Below are 22,534 nucleotides of genomic sequence, written 5' to 3'. Positions count from 1 at the left end.
TCGCCACAATTGACCTCATATGTTGGGGATTCAGGCCAACACCGCGCACATCCCCAACACCGAGCAATCCACCTGGAACGGCCCGAAGAATTCACCATTGGGTTTGATCGGCGGATTGCCCACCAACAGCTCCAGAGCCTTGGCAGTCTGAATGTTGTGGGCGATGTTGTGGTTGCATTCGATAGCCCGCGCCACCGATCCCGCCGAACCCTGCCCGATCCCAAGCAAAGAAGCGCCATTGGTCATGAATGCCAGGAAGGCGATGACCCAGAGCTTGCGTCCCTTCATGCCCCCACCACTCCCGCCACGTCGGCATGATCGACCAATACGTTTGGCGCACGGTGTTCGAATTGAATGGCGGGATAAGCGACCTGAATCGGTGCTTGAAGGCTTTGTTGCGATTGAGCCGAAAGGCTGACGACCAACACCATGGCCACGTAAAGACCGATGGCCAGGTAGGCGCCGTGTTTGGCAGAAGTGATGATTGCGCTGGCCATGGTGTTCTCCGTGGGCATGTTTCAGTGCCCACAGAATCGATCAAAAAACACAAGTTAACTAGCGACCTTTATGCATAGTCGCTATCAGTTTTATTGATCATGACCCCAGCGTATTTAGTCCTCGATAAAACTCATCAAGCGCTCGCGGGCCGCATCCGGCTCGTTGGGAACGGGCTGGGCAGCCGATAGAATCGGGGTGGAATAGAGAAACAGGAGAACCACTGCCAGACGCATCGCCATGCTGTCGATCCTTTTAGGGAAGGAGTCAAAAAATCAGCGTCAAATCTAAACTCATGGCCATGTGATATCAAGCAATACATTGATAGCAATATGATGCTGTCGTAAACGCGTTATGCAGGAGCGACATCACTTCGATGCTTTTCGACGCCTTGCAGGTCGATCGGCAAGTGACTTCGCTCCTGCATAAAAGGTGCAGGGTTCAGATTTCAGTGTTGGGTTTTGTGATCCAGCGCGGCGTAGAAGTTGGCGCTCTGTTGCAGGTATTTCTGGGTATAGCTTTGGGCGTGGGATTTTTTGTCGCTGATTTCAACGTTGGCGCTGGCAGGCAGTGCAACAGTGGCAGAGATAGCGGAAGCGGCGATGACAGAGAAGAGATTGAAGTTCATGGCGGTATTCCTCGGGTTCAGTTGGCTTGCTTGCCCGGTGGGGCCGTGAAGCAAACTTAACGCCCGAGGGGCGGCGCCTTGAAATGCTTTGTAGCATTAGCCGATATCAGTCTCATTAATAGAAGGTTGCAGGCCCCATCAACCGGGGCCTGCGGTCTATTGACGCACCAGGAACTTGAGATCGCTGGGGGCATCCATCGGCAGTTTCTGCACGGTTTTACCTAACAGACCGGTCTTGGCATCGCGCTCGACGACGACAATCTGATTGCTCTTCTGGTTGGCAATCAGCACGAACTTGCCACTCGGGTCGAGGCTGAACTCGCGCGGGTGATCACCGTCCACGGAGCGGCGCTGAAGCTCCTTGAGATGGCCGGTCGCCGGGTCGATAGCGAACACCAGCAACTGATTGGTGGTGCCACGGTTGCTGACGTAAAGGAACTTGCCGTCGGCCGAGGCGTGAAGCGCAGCCGCAGCCTTGCCCGATGTAGGCAGGCCCGCCGCCAGATCGACCAACTGCGTTTGCTCAAGCTTGCCGTCGCGGTAATCGAACACCGCGACCTGCGCGCTCATTTCCATGGTCAGCCAGGCGTGCTTGCCATCGGCACTGAACAGCAGATGTCGCGGCCCGCTGCCAGGTGGCAACTGGACGGACGCGGGTTTGGCGGCGGTCAATGGTCGTTCCGGATTGGCCTTGGGGTCGAAGCGATAGACGAAAATCTTGTCCGCTCCCAAGTCGTTGGAAAACACGTATTGGCCATCCGGCGATGAAACCACCGAATGCACGTGTGCCGACTTCTGCCGCTCAGGGTTGACCCGGCTGGACGGATGACTGCTCATCTGCACCACGGGTTTTAGCTTGCCATCGGTGCCCACCGGTAACACCGCCAGGGTGCCGCCCGGGTCTTCAGCCACCGAGTAGTTGCTGACAAACACGTGACTGGCATCACCGCTGACGCTCGAGTGCGTCGGCTCGTTGCCCAGGGTTTGCACCTGACTGATCAGGTTCAATTCATTGGTCTTCGGGTCAATTGCATAACTGCTGATACGCCCTACCGGATCCGCCTGGCCCGGGCCGTTTTCGTTGACCGCGAACAGGCGATGTTGATCCTTGGACACGACCAGCCAGGACGGGTTGGCGCTCTTCACCACTTGCAGGGGTGTGGCGTCGATCTGCCCGGTGCGGCTGTCGAAGTTCAGACGATAAATCCCTTGGCTCTGGCCGGCGGTGTAGGAGCCCACCAGCAATTCGTAACTGTCGGCCGCTGCCGCCTGCACGCCCATTGCGCCGACGCTGCCGGCCATCAACAGTGGCCAGAAGTTACGCATCCTCATTCGTTTCGTCCTCGTCGTCACCACCGCCGAACGCTTCCATAGGCACCAGCCGATGCTCGCCGGAATCACCGGTAATGATCCAGCTCTTCAAGTCGGGATCGAACGTCGCCGCCGCGATCTGGGCCATGCTGAACTCCCAGCGCTTGAGCGCCCGACCGTCCATGCATTCGATGTGCAGGTTATCGTCTTCATCGAGGGAGAAGTCGAAAGCGTGCAGCCCGTCGATTTCAAGCATGTCGCAAACTTCGAGGGCGCTGAGCAAGGTGTTGGTTACGGCAGTCATGGCAGTCAATCTTTGAATGGGAAAGGCGCAATGATAGCTCATCACACCGCAATGATCGTTCCCACGCGCAGCAAAGGAATGCAGCCAGTGACGCTCTGCGTCACATCAACAGCCGAACGCAGAGCGTCCGTTGAGGCATTCCCACGCAGAGCGTGGGAACGATCAGTTCCAGCGGACCGAGCCAATCAGTTGTGGGCGGCTAGAGAGCATCGCGCGATGACTTGCCGTCGACCAGGCGCTGGATGCGCAGCGGATTGCCATTCTTCAGTGCTTCCGGCAGCAGGCTGTCGGGGTAGTTCTGGAAGCACACCGGGCGCAGGAAACGGTCGATGGCCAGGGTGCCCACCGAGGTGCCTCGTGCATCGGAAGTCGCCGGATACGGCCCGCCATGAACCATCGAGTCGCAGACTTCCACGCCGGTCGGATAGCCGTTAAGCAGAATCCGCCCGACCTTCTGTTCCAGCAATGGAGTCAGTTCGCCGAATTGTTCGAAGTCCGTCGGCTCACCGATGATCGTTGCCGTCAGCTGCCCATGCAGTCCGTTCAACGCGGCGTTGAGTTGCGCCTGATCCGCCACTTCGACGAACACCGTGGTCGGGCCGAACACTTCCTCTTGCAGCACTTCATCGCCATCGAGCAACAGGCTCACATCGGCCTTGAACAGTTGCGGCTGCGCCTGATTGCCTTGTTGCGGGTTGCCGGCCAAATGCTCGATTTTCGGATGTGCGAGAAGCTTCTGCAGGCCCTTGCCATAGCTGCTCAAGGTGCCGGTATTGAGCATGGTTTGCGCCGGTTGATCGCCAATCAGCCCCGCCACCTGCTGCACGAACGCGCTGAACTGCGGCGAACGAATACCGATCACCAACCCCGGATTGGTACAGAACTGACCACACCCCTGCACCACCGACGCCGTGAGGTCTCGGGCGACGCTTTCAGCACGAGCTTCCAGCGCTTGAGGCAGCACGATCACCGGGTTGATGCTCGACATCTCGGCGAACACCGGAATCGGCTGCGCACGTGCCGCGGCCATGTCGCACAGCGCACGGCCACCTTTGAGCGAACCGGTAAAACCGACCGCCTGAATCGCCGGATGCTTGACCAGCGCTTCCCCCACCCCGCCGCCGTAGATCATGTTGAACACACCGGCCGGCATCGACGTGTTCTCGGCAGCGCGGATCACGGCATTGGCCACCCACTCAGCAGTTGCCATATGGCCGCTGTGGGCCTTGAACACCACCGGGCAACCGGCGGCCAATGCCGAAGCCGTGTCGCCGCCCGCCGTGGAAAACGCCAGCGGAAAGTTGCTCGCACCGAACACCGCGACCGGTCCCAGGCCAATGCGGTACTGCCGCAGATCCGGACGCGGCAATGGCGTACGTTCAGGCAGTGCGCGATCAATCCGTGCGCCATAGAAATCACCGCGCCGCAGCACCTTGGCGAACAGGCGCATCTGGCCGCTGGTGCGACCCCGCTCACCTTGAATACGGCCCGCCGGCAACGCGGTTTCGCTACAGACCACGGCGACAAAGTCATCGCCCAACGCGTCCAGTTCATCGGCAATCGCATCGAGAAATTGCGCACGTCTTTCGGCACTCAGGCTGCGATAGGCCCGGTAAGCAGCGGCGGCAGCCTTCGCAGCGGCATCGACTTCTTCAAGGGTGGCTTGATAGAAATCGTGGGGCAAGGCCTCGCCAGTGCTGGCATCGACGCTCTGGAGTTTGACCGCGCCAGCAGCGCTGCGCTGACCGCCAATGTAGTTGTGACCAAGAATCCGGGTCATGGGTATCTCCTTAAAGTGTGCCGACGGTGCCGGGTTCGAACGCCGCTTCAACGGGCTCAATGCCGTTGATCAAGGGTGCGCCGAACTCGGCCTGGCTGATCTCGAACACGTCACCCGGTTGGGTGCGGATGCCATCGGCGAAGGACAAGGTCGCAGTGCCGAAGAAGTGAATGTGTACGTCGCCGGGGCGCAAGAACTGGTTGTATTTGAAATGGTGATACTCGAGGTTTTCCAGGCTGTGGCACATGTTCGCTTCGCCACTGAGGAATTCGTTCTGCCACAGCACTTCACCATCGCGCAGGATCCGGCTTGTACCGGCCAGATGCTGGGGCAACTCGCCAACCCGAAGCTCCGGGCCATAGCTGCAACTGCGCAATTTCGAATGGGCAAGATAAAGGTAATTCTTGCGCTCCATCACGTGATCGGAGAACTCGTTGCCCACCGCGAAACCGAGGCGATACGGTTTACCGTCGTGGCCGATCACATAGAGACCGCTGAGTTCGGGTTCCTCCCCGGCATCTTCGGCAAACGGCGGCAGCGGGAACGGTTTGCCCGGTCGCACAACGATGCTGCCGTCGCCCTTGTAGAACCACTCCGGTTGCACGCCGGCCTGGCCGGTCGCGGGTTTACCACCCTCCACGCCCCATTTGAAGATGCGCATGGTGTCGGTCATGGCGGTTTCGTCGCCGACCTGCTGATGCATTTTGTCCCGGGCCGAAGCGCTGCCCAGATGGGTCAGGCCAGTGCCGCTGACCAGCATGTGCGCCGGGTCCGGGTGATCCAGCGGCGGCAGGATTTGCAGATTGGCCAGTAGCGCTGAATAGTCATGGCTGATGCCCAGCCCCAGGGTTTGAACCTGTTGCTCAAGATTGACCCCCGCCTCAATCGCCGCCAGCGCCAAATCCCGCACCGAGCGCGCATCCCGCACTTCGCGCACCAGGCCGTCCTCGACCACGCCGACACGGCGTTCGCCGTTACTCAATTCGAACTGAACTAAACGCATGATTTTCTCCTTTAAACAAACTCGAAAACGCCACAAAACCAATGTGGGAGCGAGCCTGCTCGCGATGACGGCCTGATATTCAACATTGATGTCGGACTGAATGACCTCATCGCGAGCAGGCTCGCTCCCACAGTTGATTGGTGTTAATCCTCAGATTCAGGTACGGGTAGCGCCCCGGGCGCTGGCGGCAAACTGGTCGGCCGGCAGCACGTGCTTACGCTCCAGCAACCGATAAACCACACCCGTCAGCACCAGGCCGAACACCATCACGCAGGACAGGAAATACAACCCCGACGCCAGATTGCCGGTGTATTCCTTCAACGCACCGATCACGAACGGGCCGATGTAACCGCCGAGGTTGCCCACCGAGTTGATCAACGCGATCCCCGCCGCCGCACTGGCGCCGGCGAAGAATCGGCCCGGCAAAGTCCAGAACACCGCGGTGCAGGAAAACAGCGCGAACGCCACCAGGCACAGCGCCGCCAATTGCAGCACCGGCACTGTCAGCCAGGCGCTGAGGAACAGGCCGATGGCGCCCAATACATACAGCACCGCCAGATGACCGTAGCGATCATTCAAGCGATCGGAACTGCGCGGAATGATCAGCAAACCGATGATCCCGAAGATGTACGGCACCGACGACACGAACCCGGTCATCAGGTCAGTGCCACCGAACTGCTTGATCAACGTCGGCAGCCACAAACCGAGACCGTAGATGCTCAGCGTCACCGGCAGATAGAACAGCGCCAGCAGCAACACGCGTTTGTCCTTCAGTGCATGCAGCGGATTGCCGTGGCGGGTCTGGCCGTACACCTCCAGGTCCTTTTTCAGCTCACCGGTCAGCCAGTCTTTCTCAGACTGGTCCATCCATTTGACCTGTTGCGGACCGTCCGGCAGGTAACGCAGCACCGGCCAGGTCAGCAGGATTGCGGGCATACCGATGACGATGAACAGCCACTGCCAACCGTGCAGCCCAAAAATGCCGTCCATGCCCAGCAAGCCGCCGGACACCGGGCCGGTGATCATCATCGCGATGGGTTGGGAAAGGATGAACAACCCGAGAATCTTGCCGCGATGGCGAATCGGGAACCATTGGGTGATGTAGTACAGAACGCCCGGGAAGAAACCGGCTTCGGCCGCGCCGAGCAGAAAGCGCATCACATAGAAACTGTTCGGTCCCTGGACGAACGCCATGCCGATGGTGATGGCACCCCAGGTGACCATGATCCGCGCGAACCAGCGCCGGGCGCCGAAGCGGTCGAGCATCAGGTTGCTGGGGATTTCCAGCAGGAAATAACCAATGAAGAACAGCCCGGCACCCAGGCCATAAGCCGCGTCACCCAGGCCGATGTCGGCGCCCATGTGTAGCTTGGCGAAACCTACCGCGGAGCGATCCACATAGGCGATCAGGTACAGCAGGATCAGGAAGGGAATCAGTTTCAGTGTGATGCGACGAATAAGCCGCAGTTCCTGGCTCATGAGTTCGGTCTCCGATTGTTGTTGTTATAGAACCTCGGGGGACGCCTCTCGCAGAAAACTGCCAGGGCTCATCCCTCCGTTGAAAACGACTATATAGTAATACTATTTAACCAACAACACTTCCAAACAGCCGAAATTACGCATATGTTACGCCATAGCTCGAACAATATAGTCATACAATAAGAGAACCGATCATGTCTGATAAGAAACCCACCCTGCGCTCCGCCCAATGGTTTGGCACCGCCGACAAGAACGGCTTCATGTACCGCAGCTGGATGAAGAATCAGGGCATCGCCGACCACCAGTTCCACGGCAAGCCGATCATCGGCATCTGCAACACCTGGTCGGAACTGACCCCGTGCAACGCGCATTTCCGCCAGATCGCGGAGCACGTCAAACGCGGGGTGATCGAAGCCGGCGGCTTTCCAGTGGAATTCCCGGTGTTCTCCAACGGCGAATCGAACCTGCGCCCCACCGCCATGCTCACTCGCAACCTGGCGAGCATGGACGTCGAGGAAGCGATTCGCGGTAACCCGATCGATGGCGTGGTGCTGCTCACCGGCTGCGACAAAACCACCCCGGCGTTACTGATGGGCGCAGCCAGTTGCGACGTGCCGGCGATCGTCGTGACTGGCGGGCCGATGCTCAACGGCAAGCACAAGGGCCAGGACATCGGCTCGGGCACGGTGGTCTGGCAGCTCAGCGAACAGGTCAAGGCGGGCACCATCACCATTGACGACTTCCTCGCGGCCGAGGGCGGCATGTCACGCTCGGCCGGCACCTGCAACACCATGGGCACGGCCTCGACCATGGCTTGCATGGCCGAAGCACTGGGCACTTCCCTGCCCCACAACGCGGCGATTCCAGCGGTCGATGCGCGCCGTTATGTACTGGCGCACATGTCCGGCATGCGCGCGGTGGAGATGGTTCGCGAAGACTTGAAGCTGTCGAAAATCCTCACCAAAGAAGCCTTCGAAAACGCCATTCGGGTGAACGCCGCCATCGGTGGTTCGACCAACGCGGTGATCCACTTGAAAGCCATCGCCGGGCGCATCGGTGTCGAGCTGGACCTGGATGACTGGACCCGCATCGGTCGCGGCATGCCGACCATCGTCGACCTGCAACCGTCCGGGCGCTTCCTGATGGAAGAGTTCTACTACGCCGGCGGCTTGCCCGCGGTGCTGCGTCGTCTCGGCGAAGCGAACCTGATCCCGAACCCGAACGCCCTCACCGTCAACGGCAAAACCATCGGCGAGAACACCAAGGACGCGCCGATCTACGGCCAGGACGAAGTGATTCGCACCCTCGACAACCCGATCCGCGCCGACGGCGGCATCTGCGTGTTGCGCGGCAATCTGGCCCCGCTGGGTGCGGTGCTCAAGCCATCCGCCGCGAGCGCCGAATTGATGCAACATCGCGGGCGTGCGGTGGTGTTCGAGAACTTCGACATGTACAAGGCACGGATCAACGACCCGGAACTGGACGTGGATGCCAACTCGATTCTGGTGATGAAGAACTGCGGACCGAAGGGTTATCCGGGCATGGCCGAAGTCGGCAACATGGGATTACCGGCCAAGCTGCTGGCCCAAGGCGTGACCGACATGGTGCGGATTTCCGACGCACGCATGAGCGGCACCGCTTACGGCACGGTGGTCTTGCATGTGGCACCGGAAGCCGCAGCGGGTGGACCTTTGGCGACAGTGAAGGAAGGCGACTGGATCGAGCTTGATTGCGCCAACGGACGTTTGCACCTGGACATTCCGGATGCGGAGCTGGCGGCGCGCATGGCGGATCTGCAACCACCGCAACAGTTAATCGTGGGCGGTTATCGTCAGCTGTACATCGACCATGTGCTGCAGGCGGATCAGGGTTGCGACTTTGACTTCCTCGTCGGGTGCCGAGGGGCCGAGGTGCCGCGTCACTCTCACTGACAGCAAACATCCTTTGTGGGAGCTAGCCTGCTAGCGATTACGGTCTGTCAGTTGACGTTCATATTGACTGGCACACCGCAATCGCTAGCAGGCTAGCTCCCACATTTGCTTTGTATCAGCCTCAAGTCTGCGCCGCGCCTGCTATCATGCGCGGCACCCCATCGCACAGGATCGCGCCGTTCCCCATGGATTACCGCAAACCCTCCGACCGCAAAAGCATGCACTCGCGCATCGTCCAGGAATTGGGCATGCAGATCGTCTCGGGACGGTTCAAGCCGGACGACAAACTGCCCGCCGAAGCCCTGCTGTGCGAGGAATACGCGGTCAGCCGACCGGTGCTGCGCGAAGCCACTCGCGTATTGGTGGCCAAGGGCCTGGTGTATTCCCGTCCGCGGGTCGGTACGGTGGTCAAGCCGCGCAAGGAATGGCACATGCTCGACCCGGACGTGCTGCACTGGCTGATGCAAAGCAGTCCGCAAAATGAATTCTTTGATCTGCTGACCAGCGTGCGCAGCATCATTGAGCCGGCCGCCGCCGCGTTGGCCGCGCAGTTCGCCACCGACGAAGACATCGCCTCCATCGGTGAAGCCTACCAACGCATGGAAGCGGCACCGACGCCTGAAGCCTTGCTGCAACCGGACCTGGATTTCCACAGCCGGATCGCCGACGCAACCCATAACGACTTACTGGCGAACCTGTGCAACATGCTGTCGGTAGCGATTGCCGAAGCCTTGAAGCATTCCAACCAACGGCCGAATCTGCATGAACTGGCGCTGCCACGGCACAAGGCGATCCTGACCGCTATCGAAAACCGTGACGCCCTCGGTGCCCGGCATGCAACGCTGGTGCAACTGGATGATGCGCGCAGTGCGCTAAGCACGGTACTCGGTCAAGTCTTGTAACCACACGCCATAACCCATTCCGCACAGGCGGTGACAGAATGAGATTTCCTGCTCAGGGCCGATGATCCGGCCCAGAGGCACGGACGCTATGACAGCGCCGACCTATAACACGAAAAGGATTTCGTCATGCTCACCCCTGTTGCACCGGTACCTCCTCCATTCAGCCAATTGCCCGCCCGGGCGGTTCAGCAGCGATTCGCCAGTCGACCGACACTGCTTTCTGTGATTATCAATGCATTACGCGACAGATTGCTGGAGCATTACCCCACACTGGATTTCGATCCGATAAAGATCAAGCTGGCCAGCCCCGCTGTCGGTGGCCATTGGGATCTGAAGCCGTTGAGCCAAGTGGTTCTCGACCATCTGGTCAACCCGCAGATGCTGGACTTCACCCCACAGGACTCAAGGGCGTTTTTCCTCACGCAAGTACCACCCAAACGCCTGGACACCGCAGCCAAGCCTCACGTGGACATGCAAATCATTGCCAGCATCATTGCCGAGCTGCCATCGACGCTTTACCTCGATTATCAGCAGGCATTGGCTGACTACTGGAGCCTGACCGACGACAGCGGCATCAGTCGCTGGCAATGGTTCAGCGAGTTCCTCCATGACCAGTTGAAAGCCGCAGCCTTATACGCCTCGAATCTGAGTGACGAACAGCGAGACATGGTGCGGCAGGTCACGGACTGGCCCGACAGAGTCGAGCGTTCGCCCAAGACCAGCAAAACCGTTTACGCCTGCTTTCTGGAAACGACACTCGGCAAAGACGATAGCGAAATACTTCTGCTCGGGCCTGAAATTCTGCTGATGCGCGAGAAACAAGTATTGCTGTGCAGCGTTGACGGCCACGTCCAACCTTTCGATTCCCTGGATGACTTCGGCAGCGCCTGGGGGAAGAAGATGCAAAGCGAGTTTTTGATCGACCGTCTCACCTGGAAACGCTATGAGCCCAATGGCAACCTGTTCGAGCTCCAGGCGGGCCTGATCCTTAATCGGCAGCTCGAAAACCTGGCCGCATTGTCATTTTCCAGTTACCCGAGCGAGCAGGACCTGGCGCAACGTCTGGACACCCTCACGGATCCGGCAACGCTGTTCATCCGGCAATCGACAGCGCCACCAACGATGCTGGCACAGTTGCACTCGCAACTCCCCGACTGGTTGAAACAGGCTTCGGCCACTGATCGCTTCGCCTATCGACAGCACCTGCTCGACCTCGCAAACGTCACCGCTCAAAGCCATGGACAGTCATTTAATGAAGGCATCGAAGATATCCGAAGCTTCAGCCGCGAGGCGCTGCGAGCGCAGATAAAGCAGGATCACAACGTCGACTACAACCCCGACGATCTGGTGCTGGACTTCGCCGTCGCTGCCGGCTATCCGGGAGGTGCCGGTTTTATCGAACATGTGCGCATGTCCCTGACTGATCTGGCCCTGAAGAATCTCGCCGGCAAGCCCCGTGGCCGCCTGCGGGTTTTGCGCAAGGACGGACAGACTCCCGAAGACTGGTTGAACGAGGACTACATACTCGGCAGCAACGGCCTTATCCAGCGCGTCGACATCGGTACGGTCTATCCGCAAAGGATCAAGACGTTATTACTATCGGACACCGTGGATGCCCGGCGCCGAGAAGCCCTGTTTACCCGCGAACTGCGAGTCCGGTTACCGATGCGCGCGCTGGAGTACAAGGTCAGAAAACAATGTGGCTTGACCGACAAGGGTTATCGCTACGTCAAGGCGCTGATGGGGGAGACACCTTCTGAGCGCAAAGTCGACGAACAGGACATCGTCATCCGCCCGCTGGCGTTTCACAGAAAGTCCGGTGCCAAACCCGATACGGTGGACAACATGTTCCTGATCGAACCCCTTGACCCGAACGTTGGCCCACATCTTCTTTATCGTCCGTTGTACGCCGAAGCCCTGCTGGAGTACCCGTCGCGCCAGGCCGTTCTCGCGGCCATTGCCGAATCCGGCGCATTGCAAGCCAGCGTGCTTACATGGATGGAGGACAATGTACGAGGCATTTACGACAATGACGGGTTCAAGGAACCGCACATTGTTCGCTTTCACTTGGGCGACGAATTCGAACGCCCACGAAAACCTGCCCCCACAATCTTGGCCAGCAATGAGGGTGCAGAAGTACTGCGCCAGTCGCTACGCGACGGTCGACTGCTCAACTACCTATTCACCAGCACCGCTCGCACCTTGGTCGATCTGGCCGAGCGTGAGTCGGTGTCCAACAGTGAAAGCCGTTGGGCCGTTCTCATGGAGGGTGCATGGTTACTCTTCAATACGCTGCTGCTACCGCTGACGCGAGGGCCGCTGATGCTTGCCGGATGGATGATGGTACTGATCACCAGCCTCAAACAGGACCTGCCCGCCCTCGACAGCGACGATCCGAAAGCCAAAGAGTTAGTGCTGATTGATCTGCTACTCAATACCGCGATGGTGCTGTTGCACCTGGGAGCCAGCTCGGAGAGCGCCCATCAGCCATTGCCATCGAAAAATCCTGAACAAACCGCCCCGCGCCTGAAACCCTGGCGCAGACTGGCAAATCACGCAGAACCGATGCCTGCCGCCCTCGTTCATCAAGGTTCGCCGGGCATCCCACAGGAAACGGTAGGTGGCAGCCATATGGTGCTGGATTTCACCAGCTCCATTGCCACCTCTAAAGCGGCCGACAAGCTGCTCAATGCCTTGTTGGACTTTCACGTGCCATGGCCGCAGAAGTTGCCACCGGCCGAGAAAAACGGTTCTCTGAAGGGACTTTTCCGGATCGACGATACCTGGCACGCCTGCATTGGCGGACTTTTTTTCCAGGTCAGCGTCGTGCCGGGCTTCGCAGAGGTCTACCTGATAGATCCGGCCCATTCCGATCGCCCCGGTTTCAAACTCGCCAGCGACGGCAAGGGGAACTGGCGACTGGATCGGGGATTGAAGCTTGAAGGCGGCATGAGGGGGCGACTCCAGGCGGTGCGCGATGAAAACCGGCTGCGGCTACATGAACTGACCACTAATAAGGATCGCCTGAAGCAGGCCCTCGCGCCATTGGTACTCTCTCAATCAGAGGCGAGGAGATCATTGTTTTCCGCGAGGGAAATGCTCGACGCACAAAAGAAAAAGCTCAGGATCGTATGGGAGTTGCTCGGCAAGGCTACACCAGAGCAGAAGGTCCAGCTGACCTCGCGTCATAGCCAGGAAGTGCTCAAGACAGCAGAGGCCGCAGCCATACATGACAGAGAGCTCAATATTTACAAGGAGCGCATTGACACGTTGAACGCAGAAATGCCGAAGTTGACCGATGCGTACAACGCCTTGATCGAAGTCGACAGAACCAGGCCTTACGAGAGCGAACGTGATAATGGGCTTTTACTCATCTGGGACGCTCTGGATATCGTTCATGAGCAAATAAAGCTGTTGGGACGCGATCTCCTTCAGACCAGGAATGGGGAATACCTCAATGAACTCCTCGCCCGTTTTCCTGAAGAATTGGGTCAGGAAATAACGACAGCCTATTTCGAATTTGTCGACAACCGGCGGGCAGAAATCGAGATAACCAACAGGCTCATCGAGTCCGCCAAAACACTTGAAACGACTCAGGAACAGGCAGGTGAAAAACTGCGCAGTCGAAAAATAGTGAAGGACTTGTTCAATGCCGAAAACTACCTCCCTGCTTTAATCAAGTTACATCAATTGCTGTCGCTTAAAGAATTGGTTCTGGAACGCAGTTGCCGCTCCAGAGATCCGGCAGAGTATCCCTTTGTAATGCGACTCGTCGGCTCTTCAATGGAGAGCACAGTGCTGTCCCACATGGAGATCTGCAGTAGCTCCGGCTACGCAACCGCCGAGCAGATAGCCGTCCTTGAAAACATCCTCAAGCACTACGAAGAAATCGATAATGCTGTTCGTTCGTTGAATGAAATGGCATCTGGCTTTGTGCGCACTGAATATCAAACACCGTTTCTGAAGCAACTCAATGAAGCGCACGTCAGCGCCGAAGAGCAACTGGCTGCACTGATTCGAGAAAACGAAGGGGTCGCGCCCCAATCCGCACATACCAAACCGATCAGGACCAGGCCGTCCACCAAAAGGGTATTCAAGTCCCGCAACAAAGGCACCCTGATCGGCGACATCAGACCCTCTCGGGAAAACAATCAAGGTCGTTTCATCGATGTTCAAGATCCGATTACCGAACAGAAGATTGCCAGCTACATGGAACACCCTGAGGAAGGTGTCTGGGTTGAAGTCGTGCAGGGCACGCCCACTCAACCAACATTGCCGCCAGGGTCGCGACCTTTATCGGCAATAAAAAAGGAAATGCATGCGCTGATTGGCCAACGGGCGGGTATCGAAAACTCGATACGCTTCCAACAGAAAAAGCTACAGGATCCTGGTCGGCTCGAAAGCCTCAACCCCTTGGACTGGAATGACATGCTGGTCCAGTACGCCGACAAGCTCAACGCCTTGGCCGATGAAATTGATAACACCCATCCTGCTGCGCCGCAGGCCCCCCAACTGAGTGAAACCCTTCGTAACGAGGCACTCGAAGCAACTCGCCAGGCACGTCTGTATTGCAGCGAGGGCTACAAAAAACAGCTGCCCAAGGCAGAAAACATCCACTACTTATGGAAGAACGGTTTCGTTGACATCAATCTGGTGGGGCGTTTGATACAGACGGCTGCCGGAGACTATCTCACCGAATATGCGGTACGCGAAAAGAACACATTTAACGTTTTATGGTATGCGCACTTTCATTACGCCAGCCTTGATATGCCTCGACCGGACTACAGCATTGGCCATTTAAAACTACCGGAGCAGCGCTTTCTGACACGCAAGGATCTTATCCGGCAAGCCGCCGCCGACAACCGTGCCGTGGCCAATCTGGAGAAATCGCTGATCAAACCGCCACTGGATGAAACACTGTTCTTAAAACTCTGAATCAAGTTTCCAGTCCTGAACAACACGCGATAAAAAAAGCCGCAACCCATGATTGCGGCTTTTCTGTTTCAGCCAGGGATCAGTGAGCAAACAGCGAGTTGCCCTTCTGCCCTGCCAGTTTCTCCGGTTTGATCAGGAACCGCGCCAGCGCTGGCAGCAGCCACAACGCGCCGAACATGTTCCAGAGCAACATGAAGGTCAGCATCAGGCCCATGTCGGCCTGGAACTTGATCGCCGAGAAGATCCAGGTGCATACACCGATCGCCAGGCACAGGCCAGTGAACAGCACGGCTTTACCGGTGGACTTCAGCGTCTGGTAGTACGCCTCTTGCAACGGCAGGCCGGCACGCAGGAAGCTTTCCAGACGGCTGTAGATGTAGATCCCGTAGTCCACGCCAATCCCCACCCCGAGCGCCACTACCGGCAAGGTCGCCACTTTCACGCCGATGCCCATGAACGCCATCAATGCGTTGCCGAGGACCGAGGTCAGTACCAGCGGCAGCACGATGCACAAGGTCGCCGCCCAGGAACGGAAGGTGATCATGCACATGGTTGCGACGCAGATGTACACCAGGACCAGAATGGTCAATTCGGAGCGTTTGATCACCTCGTTGGTGGCCGCCTCGATCCCGGCGTTACCGGCGGCGAGGATGAATTCCAGGCCTTCCTTGTTGTTCTCTTTGGCGAAGTCCTGCACCGCATGCACGGCGCGGTCCAGGGTTTCGGCCTTGTGGTCGTTGAGGAACACCAGCACCGGCGCCAGGGAGCAATTGTTGTTGTACAGGCCATCGGCGCGGGCGATGGAGTTGTTCAGCACGTCCGGGTTGCGCGACAGGGTTTCCCATTTCAGGTTGCCCTCGTTCATGCCCTTGATCATCTGCTTGGACACGGTCACCAGGGAAATGGCCGACTGCACGCCCTCGGTGTTCTGCATCTTCCACATCAGCTCGTCGATCGGCGCCATGGCCTCGTAGCGCGAGCAACCTTCAGACTTGGTCTTGACCATCACCACCAACACGTCGGAACTGGTGGAGTAGTTATTGATGATGAAGCTGTTGTCCTTGTTGTAGCGCGAGTCCGGACGCAGTTCCGGCGCGCCCTGGTCGAGGTCACCGATTTTCAGGTTCTGGCTGTACCAGAGGCCGCCACCGAAAGCGATCAGCGCCAGGGCAATGGAAATCGGTGCAACTTTGGGGCTGGCAAAATTCGACAGCAGGCGCCAGAAAGGATGCTCGCGGTGCGCGTCTTTCTTGCTGCGTTCGACGGCGCGCTTGCTGATACCGACGTAGGAAATCGCCACCGGCAGCAGGATCAGGTTGGTGAACACGATCACCGCCACGCCGATGGACGCGCCGATGGCCAGTTCACGAATCACCCCGATGTCGATGATCAACAGCGTGATGAAGCCCACCGCATCCGCAAGGATCGCGATCATCCCCGGCAGGAACAGCTGACGGAATGTACGGCGTGCCGCAGTCAGCGCGTTCTCCGCCTCGCTGGACTGCAAGGCGATACCGTTGATTTTCTGCACGCCGTGGGAAATCCCGATGGCGAAGATCAGGAACGGCACCAGCATCGAGTACGGATCAAGCCCGAAGCCGAAGAAGTGCATCAAGCCCAGCTGCCAGACCACCGCCACCAGCGTCGTGCTCAAAACCGCCACGGTGCTGCGCATGCAGTTGGTGAACCAGTACAGCAGGATCAGGGTAATGACGAAGGCGACGCCGAAGAACATCACCACCATGACCAGCCCATCGATCAGGTCGCCGACTTTCTTGGCGAACCCGACAATGTGGATCTTCACGTTGGGGTTTTGGGCTTCGAACTTGTTGCGGATCTTGTCTTCGAGTTCGTGGGAGAACTTGCGGTAGTCCAGCGCCAGCAACTTGCCCTGATCCTGTGGGTCCGGGTAGGACTCCAGCAGCGGGATGTCGACGATGCTCGACTTGAAGTCATTGGCCACCAGGCGCCCGACTTGCCCGGACTTGAGCACGTTATTACGCAGCAGGTCGAGGCTTTGCTGGGAGCCGTTATAGCTCTGGGGAATCACTTCACCACCGGCGAAGCCCTCCTCCGTCACCTCGGTCCAGCGCACGCTCGGGCTCCACAGCGATTTGAGGCCGGAACGGTCGACGCCGGAAATGTAGAACACCTCGTCGTTGATCTGACGCAGAGTCTCCATGTATTCCTTGGAGAAGATGTCGCCGTCGGTGGCTTCCACGGAAATCCGCACCGTGTTGCCCAGGTTCGCCAGATCGTTGCGGTGCTCCATCATTTTTTCAATGAACGGATGCTCGAGCGGGATCATTTTTTCGAAACTGGTGGACGGCCGGATCAACGTCGCCTGCCAGAACAGGAAAACACTGACCAGCAGGCAGATGACGATGACTGCCGGGCGGTTGTTGAAAATCAGGCGCTCAAGAAACGTCGCCTTATCCTGATGAGGAGTGCTTAAGGATGTCATAGACCCGCCTTCTTGTTATTTGCCCGGCTCATTTGGACGACCCGTTTTTTCCATTCTCTGCGCCGGTGGGCGAAGTGACGCGAACGCCACCCTGTCCGGCCAGAATCAGATTGCCGTTGCCTGCCGCAGTCACCGCCGAGACGGAAATGCGATCCGGACGGTTGAACACGCTGAAGGTTTCGCCGTCGTCGGTGCTGCGAATCACGCTGCCGCCATTGCCGACGATCACGATGGAACCGTCATCGAGCAGCGTGGCGCCAGACAGGCCGAATTCCAGTGTGCCACGTGCAGCCTTGAGCTCGACCTGCTCCCAGGTGCTGCCGAAATCCGTGGAGCGGTAAAGATTACCGCGTAACCCGTAGGCCAGCAGCGTGGCCGGTTGCGCGGTGCCAATCACACCGAACAGCGAGCCTTCATAGGGGCCTTCAAGCTTTTCCCAGGTCTGCCCGTCATCGGCGGAGCGGAACATGCTGCCCTGTTCACCGACGATGAAAATGCCGGAATCCTTGACCGCGGCAATCGCGTTGAGGTGGAACTGGTCTTCGTTGTCGAGGCGATCGCTGACGTTTCCCCAGTTTTTACCGCCGTCGGTGGTTTCCAGCAAGGCACCGTAAGCGCCCACGGCAAAGCCGCTGTTAACGTCCTTGAACCAGACGTCGAGCAGCGGCGATTCGCGTGTCAGGTCTTCGAATTGTTTGGTCCAGGTGATGCCGCCGTCTTCGCTGGCGAGGATCTGCGCGTCATGGCCAACGGCCCAGCCGTGTTTGTCATCGACAAAAAACACCGCCGTCAGCAGTTGCCGGGTCGGCACCTTGGCTTGGGCCCAGGTTGCGCCCTGGTCGTCGGAATACAGAATGTGCCCGCGATCGCCGACCGCCACCAGGCGTTTGCCCGCGTGTACGACATCGAGCATCAGGCCTTTGCTGGCCTTGGCGGATTCAACGGAATAAACCACATCGGTGGCCGACGCGGCAGCGGCCAGCGCAGGCGCCGACAGCACGGTACAGCCCAACAGCGAGAGCGCTGTAGCCAGCAACGCGAACCTGCGTAACGCCGGCGGGCGGCCAATACTCACACCCATGACAGGCTCACTCATAGACCTTCCCCCACATTATTATTGTTAGGTCGTTCAACCCTTCAGGGCGCCGTAAGGGATGCTCATCGGGATTGACCTATTCAGGAGCATAGTCCTGAAACCCGCAATCCAGAGCCCCTTCGGAAGCTGGCTTATCCTATCGGGGTTTGGAAAGGTCTGACAATCGACGCCACGTTATGTTTTGTTAACTGGAGGGGTATGAGGTGGAGGTGAATGATTGGGTATCAGGTGGGGTGATTGTTTTTTGGTGATTGGTGTACATATCCGTTTCTGCGTTAACGGCGGCTATTGGTTCCGCTCTTACAGCGGGTCACTTTCGAAAAGCGCGAAAGTAACCAAAGCGCTTCTGCCCCTGTCGTTCGGTGCCTCGCTTAGGCTCGGCATGCCCTCGCTCCGGTCCTGCTCCGTGGGCCCGCCGCCATCGGCCATCCATGGCCGGGGGCGGCTAACCCGGCATCCATGCCGGGTTGCCCACTGCGCAGAACCTCCTCTCGGCCTCTCGAGGGGGCGGTGCGTCAAAATCAAAAGCAAGGCGGCCTACCGGCCGGCCTTATCTCAAGCGAACGCATTTCCCTGTAGGAGCTGTCGAGCGAAGCGAGGCTGCGATCTTTTGATCTTGCATTTGCTTTGCTTTGCTTTGGCTTTTGATCTTGATCTACCCGCCCCTTCGGGAGGCTGAGCGCAGGTGTTCATCTGGGGATTGGCGCGCAGCGCCGTTCGACGCAGTCGAACCCATCGCATGTAGGTCGTAGCGAAGCAGACCGTAGGGCGATGCCCCCAGATGGATACCGGAGCGAAGGAACGCCGAGCCTTAGCGAGGGGCCGTACGCTTGGGGCGAGACCTTTTGGTTCCTTTTGGGGCGTTTGCCAAAAGGGACTCGCCGTAAGGGCGAAACCATAAGTAGCCGTTACCGCAGCAACGGATATGTACACCACCAACCAAAGCATGGTCGGCCCAAAGGCCGTCATCGCAGGCAAGCCAGCTCCTACAATTTGATCGGTGTAAATCTGTAAGAAACAGGTCGGCTATCAGGCCGCCTTCGCGAGCAAGCCCGCTCCCACAGAGGTCCGAGTGAACTCTGCGGGAGCGAAGCCAAACTCAGGCCAGGCTTTTGCTGACCACTTCAAACACATCGCTGGACAGTTGCCCCGAAGCGCGAATCCGCTCCAGCTCACCTTTCATCAACGCCTGACGAGCGTCGTCGTATTTGCGCCACCGAGTCAGTGGCGCCAGTTGGCGAGAAGCGATCTGCGGGTTAAACCCGTTCAGCTCGATCACCAGATCCGCCAGGAACCGATACCCGGAACCGTCGGCTGCGTGGAAGTTGATCAGGTTCTGCCCGGCAAACGCGCCGATCAGTGCCCGCACCTTGTTCGGGTTCTTGATCGTGAACGCCGGGTGCTGCATCAACGCTTTGACCCGCTCCAGACCGCCCGGCAATGTGCTGCCGGCCTGAACGCTGAACCACTGATCCATGACCAGCGGATTGTCCTTGAAGTGTTCGGCGAAGGTCGCCAACGCCGTGGCTTTCTGCTCTTCGAACGGCGAATTGACCAACACCGCCAACGCCGTCAGACGCTCGGTCATGTTGTCGCTGGTGTCGAACTGCTCGAGGGTTGCCGCCAACACTTCCGGCTTGCCGCTGAGCATCAGGTACGACAGCGCAATGTTTTGCAGCGCGCGGCGGGCGAAATGCTCGGCTTCGGCCACATACTGCGTTTTCTTCGAGAGATCGCGATTGGCTTGATAGCGCAGCCACAATGCCTCGAACAAGCCTTCAGCCAATTGCTTACGGGCAAACTCGCGGGCCGTGTGAATGGCGTCTACGTCAGCCACTTCACTGATCTCGGTCAGATACGCCTCGCCCGGCAGCGAAAGCATTTCGGCGACCATCGCCTGATCCAGTGTGTCGTCGGACAGCACAGTACGCAGCGCTGAAACCAAACGCTGATCCAGCACCAGCGTTTCACCCTTCTGTTGCTGTTCGATCAACTCTTGCAGCACCTGCACCGACAATTGCTGACCGGCATCCCAGCGGTTGAAACCGTCGCTGTCGTGCTGCATCAGGAACATCAGCTGATCGCGATCGTACGGGAAGCTCAGTTTCACTGGCGCCGAGAAGCCGCGCAGCAACGAAGGCAGCGGCTTTTGCGCAATGTCGATGAAGGTGAAGGTCTGCTCGGCTTCAGTCACCGAAATAACCCGCGAAGTGCCTTGAGCACTGGTTTCACCGGCAAGACGCAGGGCAATTTCGCCGCCCTTGCTGTCCAGCAGGCCCAGTTCCACCGGAATCACGAATGGCAGCTTTTCCACCTTGTCCGGGGTTTCCGGGCAGCTCTGGCGGAAGGTCAGGCTGTAGGTTTTTGCCGCGGCGTCGTAGGACTCGCTCACCGCCAAACGAGGCGTGCCGGCCTGGCTGTACCAGCGTTTGAACTGGGTCAGGTCGACACCGTTGGCATCTTCCATGGCCTTGATGAAGTCGTCGCAGGTCACGGCCTGGCCGTCATGGCGTTCGAAGTAAAGGTCACTGCCTTTGCGGAAACCGTCGGCGCCAAGCAAGGTGTGGATCATGCCGACCACTTCCGAACCCTTTTCGTACACGGTCAGGGTATAGAAGTTGGAAATCTCGATGAAGCTGTCCGGGCGCACGGCGTGGGCCATCGGGCCGGCGTCTTCGGCGAACTGGTGAGTGCGCAGGTACGCCACGTCCTGGATGCGCTTGACCGTGGCCGAGTTCATGTCGGCGGAGAACTCCGAATCCCGGAACACGGTGAAGCCTTCCTTGAGCGACAGCTGGAACCAGTCGCGGCAGGTCACACGGTTGCCCGACCAGTTGTGGAAGTATTCGTGGGCAACGATCGCTTCTACACGCTGGTGCGCGGCGTCGGTAGCGGTTTCGGCGCGGGCCAGCACGGCGCTGGAGTTGAAGATGTTGAGGCCCTTGTTTTCCATGGCGCCCATGTTGAAGTCGTTGACCGCGACGATCATGAAGATGTCCAGGTCGTACTCTCGACCGTAAACCTCTTCGTCCCAGCGCATGGACTTCTTCAGGCTGTTCATCGCGTGCTGGCACTTGTCGATGTTTTCCGGCTCGACATAGATGCGCAGCGCCACGGAGCGCTCGGTCATGGTGGTGAAGGTGTCTTCGACGCACCACAGGTCACCGGCCACCAGCGCGAACAGGTAGGCCGGTTTCTTGAACGGGTCTTCCCAGGTCGCCCAGTGCCGGCCGTCTTCGCCGGGACCCGAGGCAATCGGGTTGCCGTTGGACAGCAGCACCGGATAGCTGTGCTGCTCGGCGACCACCGTGGTAGTGAACGTGCTCATCACGTCCGGGCGGTCGAGGTAATAGGTGATTTTGCGAAAACCTTCGGCTTCACACTGGGTGCAGAACATGGTGCCGGATTTGTACAAGCCTTCCAGGGCGGTGTTGGTTTCCGGGTGGATCCTGACGCTGGTGTCGACCGTGAAGCTTGTACTGCCCGGGTGCAGGGTCAGGTGATTCTCGGTCAGCTGATAGTCGGCAGCGCTCAGTTCGCGATCGGCCAACGTCACCGACAGCAGATCGAGTTGCTGGCCATCCAGCACCAGCGGCGGCAGGCCCGGGCCACGTTCAGGATTGCGGCGCATCACCAGTTGCGCATGGACCAGGCTGTGGTCCTCGAACAACTCGAAGGTCAGGTGCGTCTCGTCGATCAGGTACTCGGGCGCCTGATAGTCCTTCAGGTAGATCATCTTCGGTTGTTCGGTGCGCATACTGGAATCCTTACTGATGCACGGCGAGCTGGTAGGCCGTGTATTTACGAATATTGATCACGCCGGTGTCGAAAATCAGGTACTGGCCCTTGATCCCCAGCAGCGTGCCTTCGGCAATCGGGTTCTTGTCCAGGTTAAAGCTGACAATCTTGGCCGGGTATTGCTCGACCGGATAGCGGATCTCGAGCGGTTCGACATCGGTAATGGTCTGGATTGCTTGCAGGCCAAATCGTTCCTGCAAACCTTGCAAACCTTGCGCACAACTTTCAAACAGCTGATCGCGAACCTGCGCCAGATCCACCGATACCGCATCGCCCTTGAGTAAAGCACGCCAGTTGGTCTTGTCGGCTACCTGGCTGCGGAACAGGTCTTCGACGAAGCCTGACTGCTGACGGGTCGCGACGCGCATGATCGGCAAGGCCTGGCTGGCGCCCTGATCGAGCCAACGA

At 58.6% G+C, this 22,534-nt stretch carries 16 protein-coding genes; 3 read left to right on the top strand and 13 right to left on the bottom strand.

Annotated elements, in window-relative coordinates; genetic code table 11:
• Positions 1-30 precede the first annotated feature (30 nt).
• The 9 genes from ACQKPC_RS27075 to ACQKPC_RS27035 form a co-directional block, all read right to left on the bottom strand.
• Positions 31-288 carry a hypothetical protein gene (locus tag ACQKPC_RS27075; RefSeq protein ID WP_008067953.1) on the bottom strand — a complete coding sequence of 86 codons (258 nt, stop codon included), beginning with the start codon at positions 286-288 and terminating at the stop codon, positions 31-33.
• Complete coding sequence (locus ACQKPC_RS27070; protein ID WP_427627607.1) at positions 285-497, bottom strand: hypothetical protein; 213 nt, start codon at positions 495-497, stop codon at positions 285-287. Before ACQKPC_RS27070 ends, ACQKPC_RS27075 begins: the two co-directional genes overlap by 4 nt.
• 114 nt (positions 498-611) lie before the next feature.
• Positions 612-737 (bottom strand): hypothetical protein, encoded by a 126-nt coding sequence (locus ACQKPC_RS27065; RefSeq protein WP_007901166.1) that lies wholly within the window; start codon positions 735-737, stop codon positions 612-614.
• A 206-nt stretch (positions 738-943) separates the two neighbouring features.
• Positions 944-1,123 carry a hypothetical protein gene (locus ACQKPC_RS27060; RefSeq protein WP_007901164.1) on the bottom strand — a complete coding sequence of 60 codons (180 nt, stop codon included), beginning with the start codon at positions 1,121-1,123 and terminating at the stop codon, positions 944-946.
• A 156-nt stretch (positions 1,124-1,279) separates the two neighbouring features.
• A complete protein-coding gene (locus tag ACQKPC_RS27055) occupies positions 1,280-2,449 on the bottom strand; it encodes a lactonase family protein (RefSeq protein ID WP_427627620.1) in 1,170 nt (389 codons plus the stop codon).
• On the bottom strand, positions 2,442-2,738 hold the full coding sequence (locus ACQKPC_RS27050; protein ID WP_008011324.1) for a DUF5629 family protein: 297 nt from the start codon (positions 2,736-2,738) through the stop codon (positions 2,442-2,444). The genes ACQKPC_RS27055 and ACQKPC_RS27050 overlap by 8 nt, the downstream gene beginning before the upstream one ends.
• Before the next feature lie 199 nt (positions 2,739-2,937).
• Positions 2,938-4,518: an aldehyde dehydrogenase (NADP(+)) gene (locus ACQKPC_RS27045; RefSeq protein WP_427627604.1), complete on the bottom strand. Its 1,581-nt coding sequence runs from the start codon at positions 4,516-4,518 to the stop codon at positions 2,938-2,940.
• A gap of 10 nt (positions 4,519-4,528) precedes the next feature.
• The gene (gene araD1 / locus ACQKPC_RS27040) at positions 4,529-5,521 is read right to left on the bottom strand and encodes an AraD1 family protein (RefSeq protein WP_427627602.1); all 993 of its coding nucleotides are present in this window, start codon (positions 5,519-5,521) and stop codon (positions 4,529-4,531) included.
• A 156-nt stretch (positions 5,522-5,677) separates the two neighbouring features.
• Positions 5,678-7,000 carry an MFS transporter gene (locus tag ACQKPC_RS27035; protein WP_427627600.1) on the bottom strand — a complete coding sequence of 441 codons (1,323 nt, stop codon included), beginning with the start codon at positions 6,998-7,000 and terminating at the stop codon, positions 5,678-5,680.
• Positions 7,001-7,194: 194 nt separating this feature from the next.
• Here ACQKPC_RS27035 and ACQKPC_RS27030 point away from each other — a divergent pair, with 194 nt between their 5' ends.
• From ACQKPC_RS27030 to ACQKPC_RS27020, 3 genes are all read left to right on the top strand, one after another.
• A complete protein-coding gene (locus ACQKPC_RS27030) occupies positions 7,195-8,931 on the top strand; it encodes an IlvD/Edd family dehydratase (RefSeq protein ID WP_123359680.1) in 1,737 nt (578 codons plus the stop codon).
• 185 nt (positions 8,932-9,116) lie between these two features.
• Positions 9,117-9,833, top strand: a complete 717-nt coding sequence (locus tag ACQKPC_RS27025) for a FadR/GntR family transcriptional regulator (protein WP_032830095.1) — start codon at positions 9,117-9,119, stop codon at positions 9,831-9,833.
• Positions 9,834-9,959: 126 nt separating this feature from the next.
• On the top strand, positions 9,960-14,768 hold the full coding sequence (locus tag ACQKPC_RS27020; protein WP_427627598.1) for a dermonecrotic toxin domain-containing protein: 4,809 nt from the start codon (positions 9,960-9,962) through the stop codon (positions 14,766-14,768).
• A 79-nt stretch (positions 14,769-14,847) separates the two neighbouring features.
• On the opposite strand, the gene ACQKPC_RS27015 is transcribed toward ACQKPC_RS27020, so the two are convergent.
• The 4 genes from ACQKPC_RS27015 to ACQKPC_RS27000 all read right to left on the bottom strand — a co-directional run.
• On the bottom strand, positions 14,848-17,232 hold the full coding sequence (locus tag ACQKPC_RS27015) for an efflux RND transporter permease subunit (RefSeq protein WP_007901145.1): 2,385 nt from the start codon (positions 17,230-17,232) through the stop codon (positions 14,848-14,850).
• A 28-nt stretch (positions 17,233-17,260) separates the two neighbouring features.
• The gene (locus ACQKPC_RS27010) at positions 17,261-18,328 is read right to left on the bottom strand and encodes a WD40/YVTN/BNR-like repeat-containing protein (protein ID WP_427627595.1); all 1,068 of its coding nucleotides are present in this window, start codon (positions 18,326-18,328) and stop codon (positions 17,261-17,263) included.
• 1,099 nt (positions 18,329-19,427) lie between these two features.
• The gene (gene pepN / locus ACQKPC_RS27005; protein WP_427627593.1) at positions 19,428-22,085 is read right to left on the bottom strand and encodes an aminopeptidase N; all 2,658 of its coding nucleotides are present in this window, start codon (positions 22,083-22,085) and stop codon (positions 19,428-19,430) included.
• Between the two features lie 10 nt (positions 22,086-22,095).
• A partial coding sequence (locus tag ACQKPC_RS27000; RefSeq protein WP_427627592.1) for a DUF2797 domain-containing protein occupies positions 22,096-22,534 on the bottom strand: 439 nt, incomplete at its 5' end.

Origin of the sequence: Pseudomonas sp. NPDC089918 (assembly GCF_050280605.1) — a bacterium.
Classification (GTDB): Bacteria; Pseudomonadota; Gammaproteobacteria; order Pseudomonadales; family Pseudomonadaceae; genus Aquipseudomonas.
This window is presented reverse-complemented; position numbering and strand designations above follow the sequence as displayed.

What these genes read in the sequence shown, in the direction of transcription:
- ACQKPC_RS27045 (WP_427627604.1), bottom strand. Translation starts at nt 4,518, where the DNA reads ATGACCCGGATTCTTGGTCACAACTACATTGGCGGTCAGCGCAGCGCT.
- ACQKPC_RS27070 (WP_427627607.1), bottom strand. Translation starts at nt 497, where the DNA reads ATGGCCAGCGCAATCATCACTTCTGCCAAACACGGCGCCTACCTGGCC.
- ACQKPC_RS27015 (WP_007901145.1), bottom strand. Translation starts at nt 17,232, where the DNA reads ATGACATCCTTAAGCACTCCTCATCAGGATAAGGCGACGTTTCTTGAG.
- ACQKPC_RS27075 (WP_008067953.1), bottom strand. Translation starts at nt 288, where the DNA reads ATGAAGGGACGCAAGCTCTGGGTCATCGCCTTCCTGGCATTCATGACC.
- ACQKPC_RS27050 (WP_008011324.1), bottom strand. Translation starts at nt 2,738, where the DNA reads ATGACTGCCGTAACCAACACCTTGCTCAGCGCCCTCGAAGTTTGCGAC.
- ACQKPC_RS27020 (WP_427627598.1), top strand. Translation starts at nt 9,960, where the DNA reads ATGCTCACCCCTGTTGCACCGGTACCTCCTCCATTCAGCCAATTGCCC.
- ACQKPC_RS27025 (WP_032830095.1), top strand. Translation starts at nt 9,117, where the DNA reads ATGGATTACCGCAAACCCTCCGACCGCAAAAGCATGCACTCGCGCATC.
- ACQKPC_RS27030 (WP_123359680.1), top strand. Translation starts at nt 7,195, where the DNA reads ATGTCTGATAAGAAACCCACCCTGCGCTCCGCCCAATGGTTTGGCACC.
- ACQKPC_RS27010 (WP_427627595.1), bottom strand. Translation starts at nt 18,328, where the DNA reads ATGAGTGAGCCTGTCATGGGTGTGAGTATTGGCCGCCCGCCGGCGTTA.
- pepN (WP_427627593.1), bottom strand. Translation starts at nt 22,085, where the DNA reads ATGCGCACCGAACAACCGAAGATGATCTACCTGAAGGACTATCAGGCG.
- ACQKPC_RS27055 (WP_427627620.1), bottom strand. Translation starts at nt 2,449, where the DNA reads ATGCGTAACTTCTGGCCACTGTTGATGGCCGGCAGCGTCGGCGCAATG.
- ACQKPC_RS27065 (WP_007901166.1), bottom strand. Translation starts at nt 737, where the DNA reads ATGGCGATGCGTCTGGCAGTGGTTCTCCTGTTTCTCTATTCCACCCCG.
- ACQKPC_RS27060 (WP_007901164.1), bottom strand. Translation starts at nt 1,123, where the DNA reads ATGAACTTCAATCTCTTCTCTGTCATCGCCGCTTCCGCTATCTCTGCC.
- ACQKPC_RS27035 (WP_427627600.1), bottom strand. Translation starts at nt 7,000, where the DNA reads ATGAGCCAGGAACTGCGGCTTATTCGTCGCATCACACTGAAACTGATT.
- araD1 (WP_427627602.1), bottom strand. Translation starts at nt 5,521, where the DNA reads ATGCGTTTAGTTCAGTTCGAATTGAGTAACGGCGAACGCCGTGTCGGC.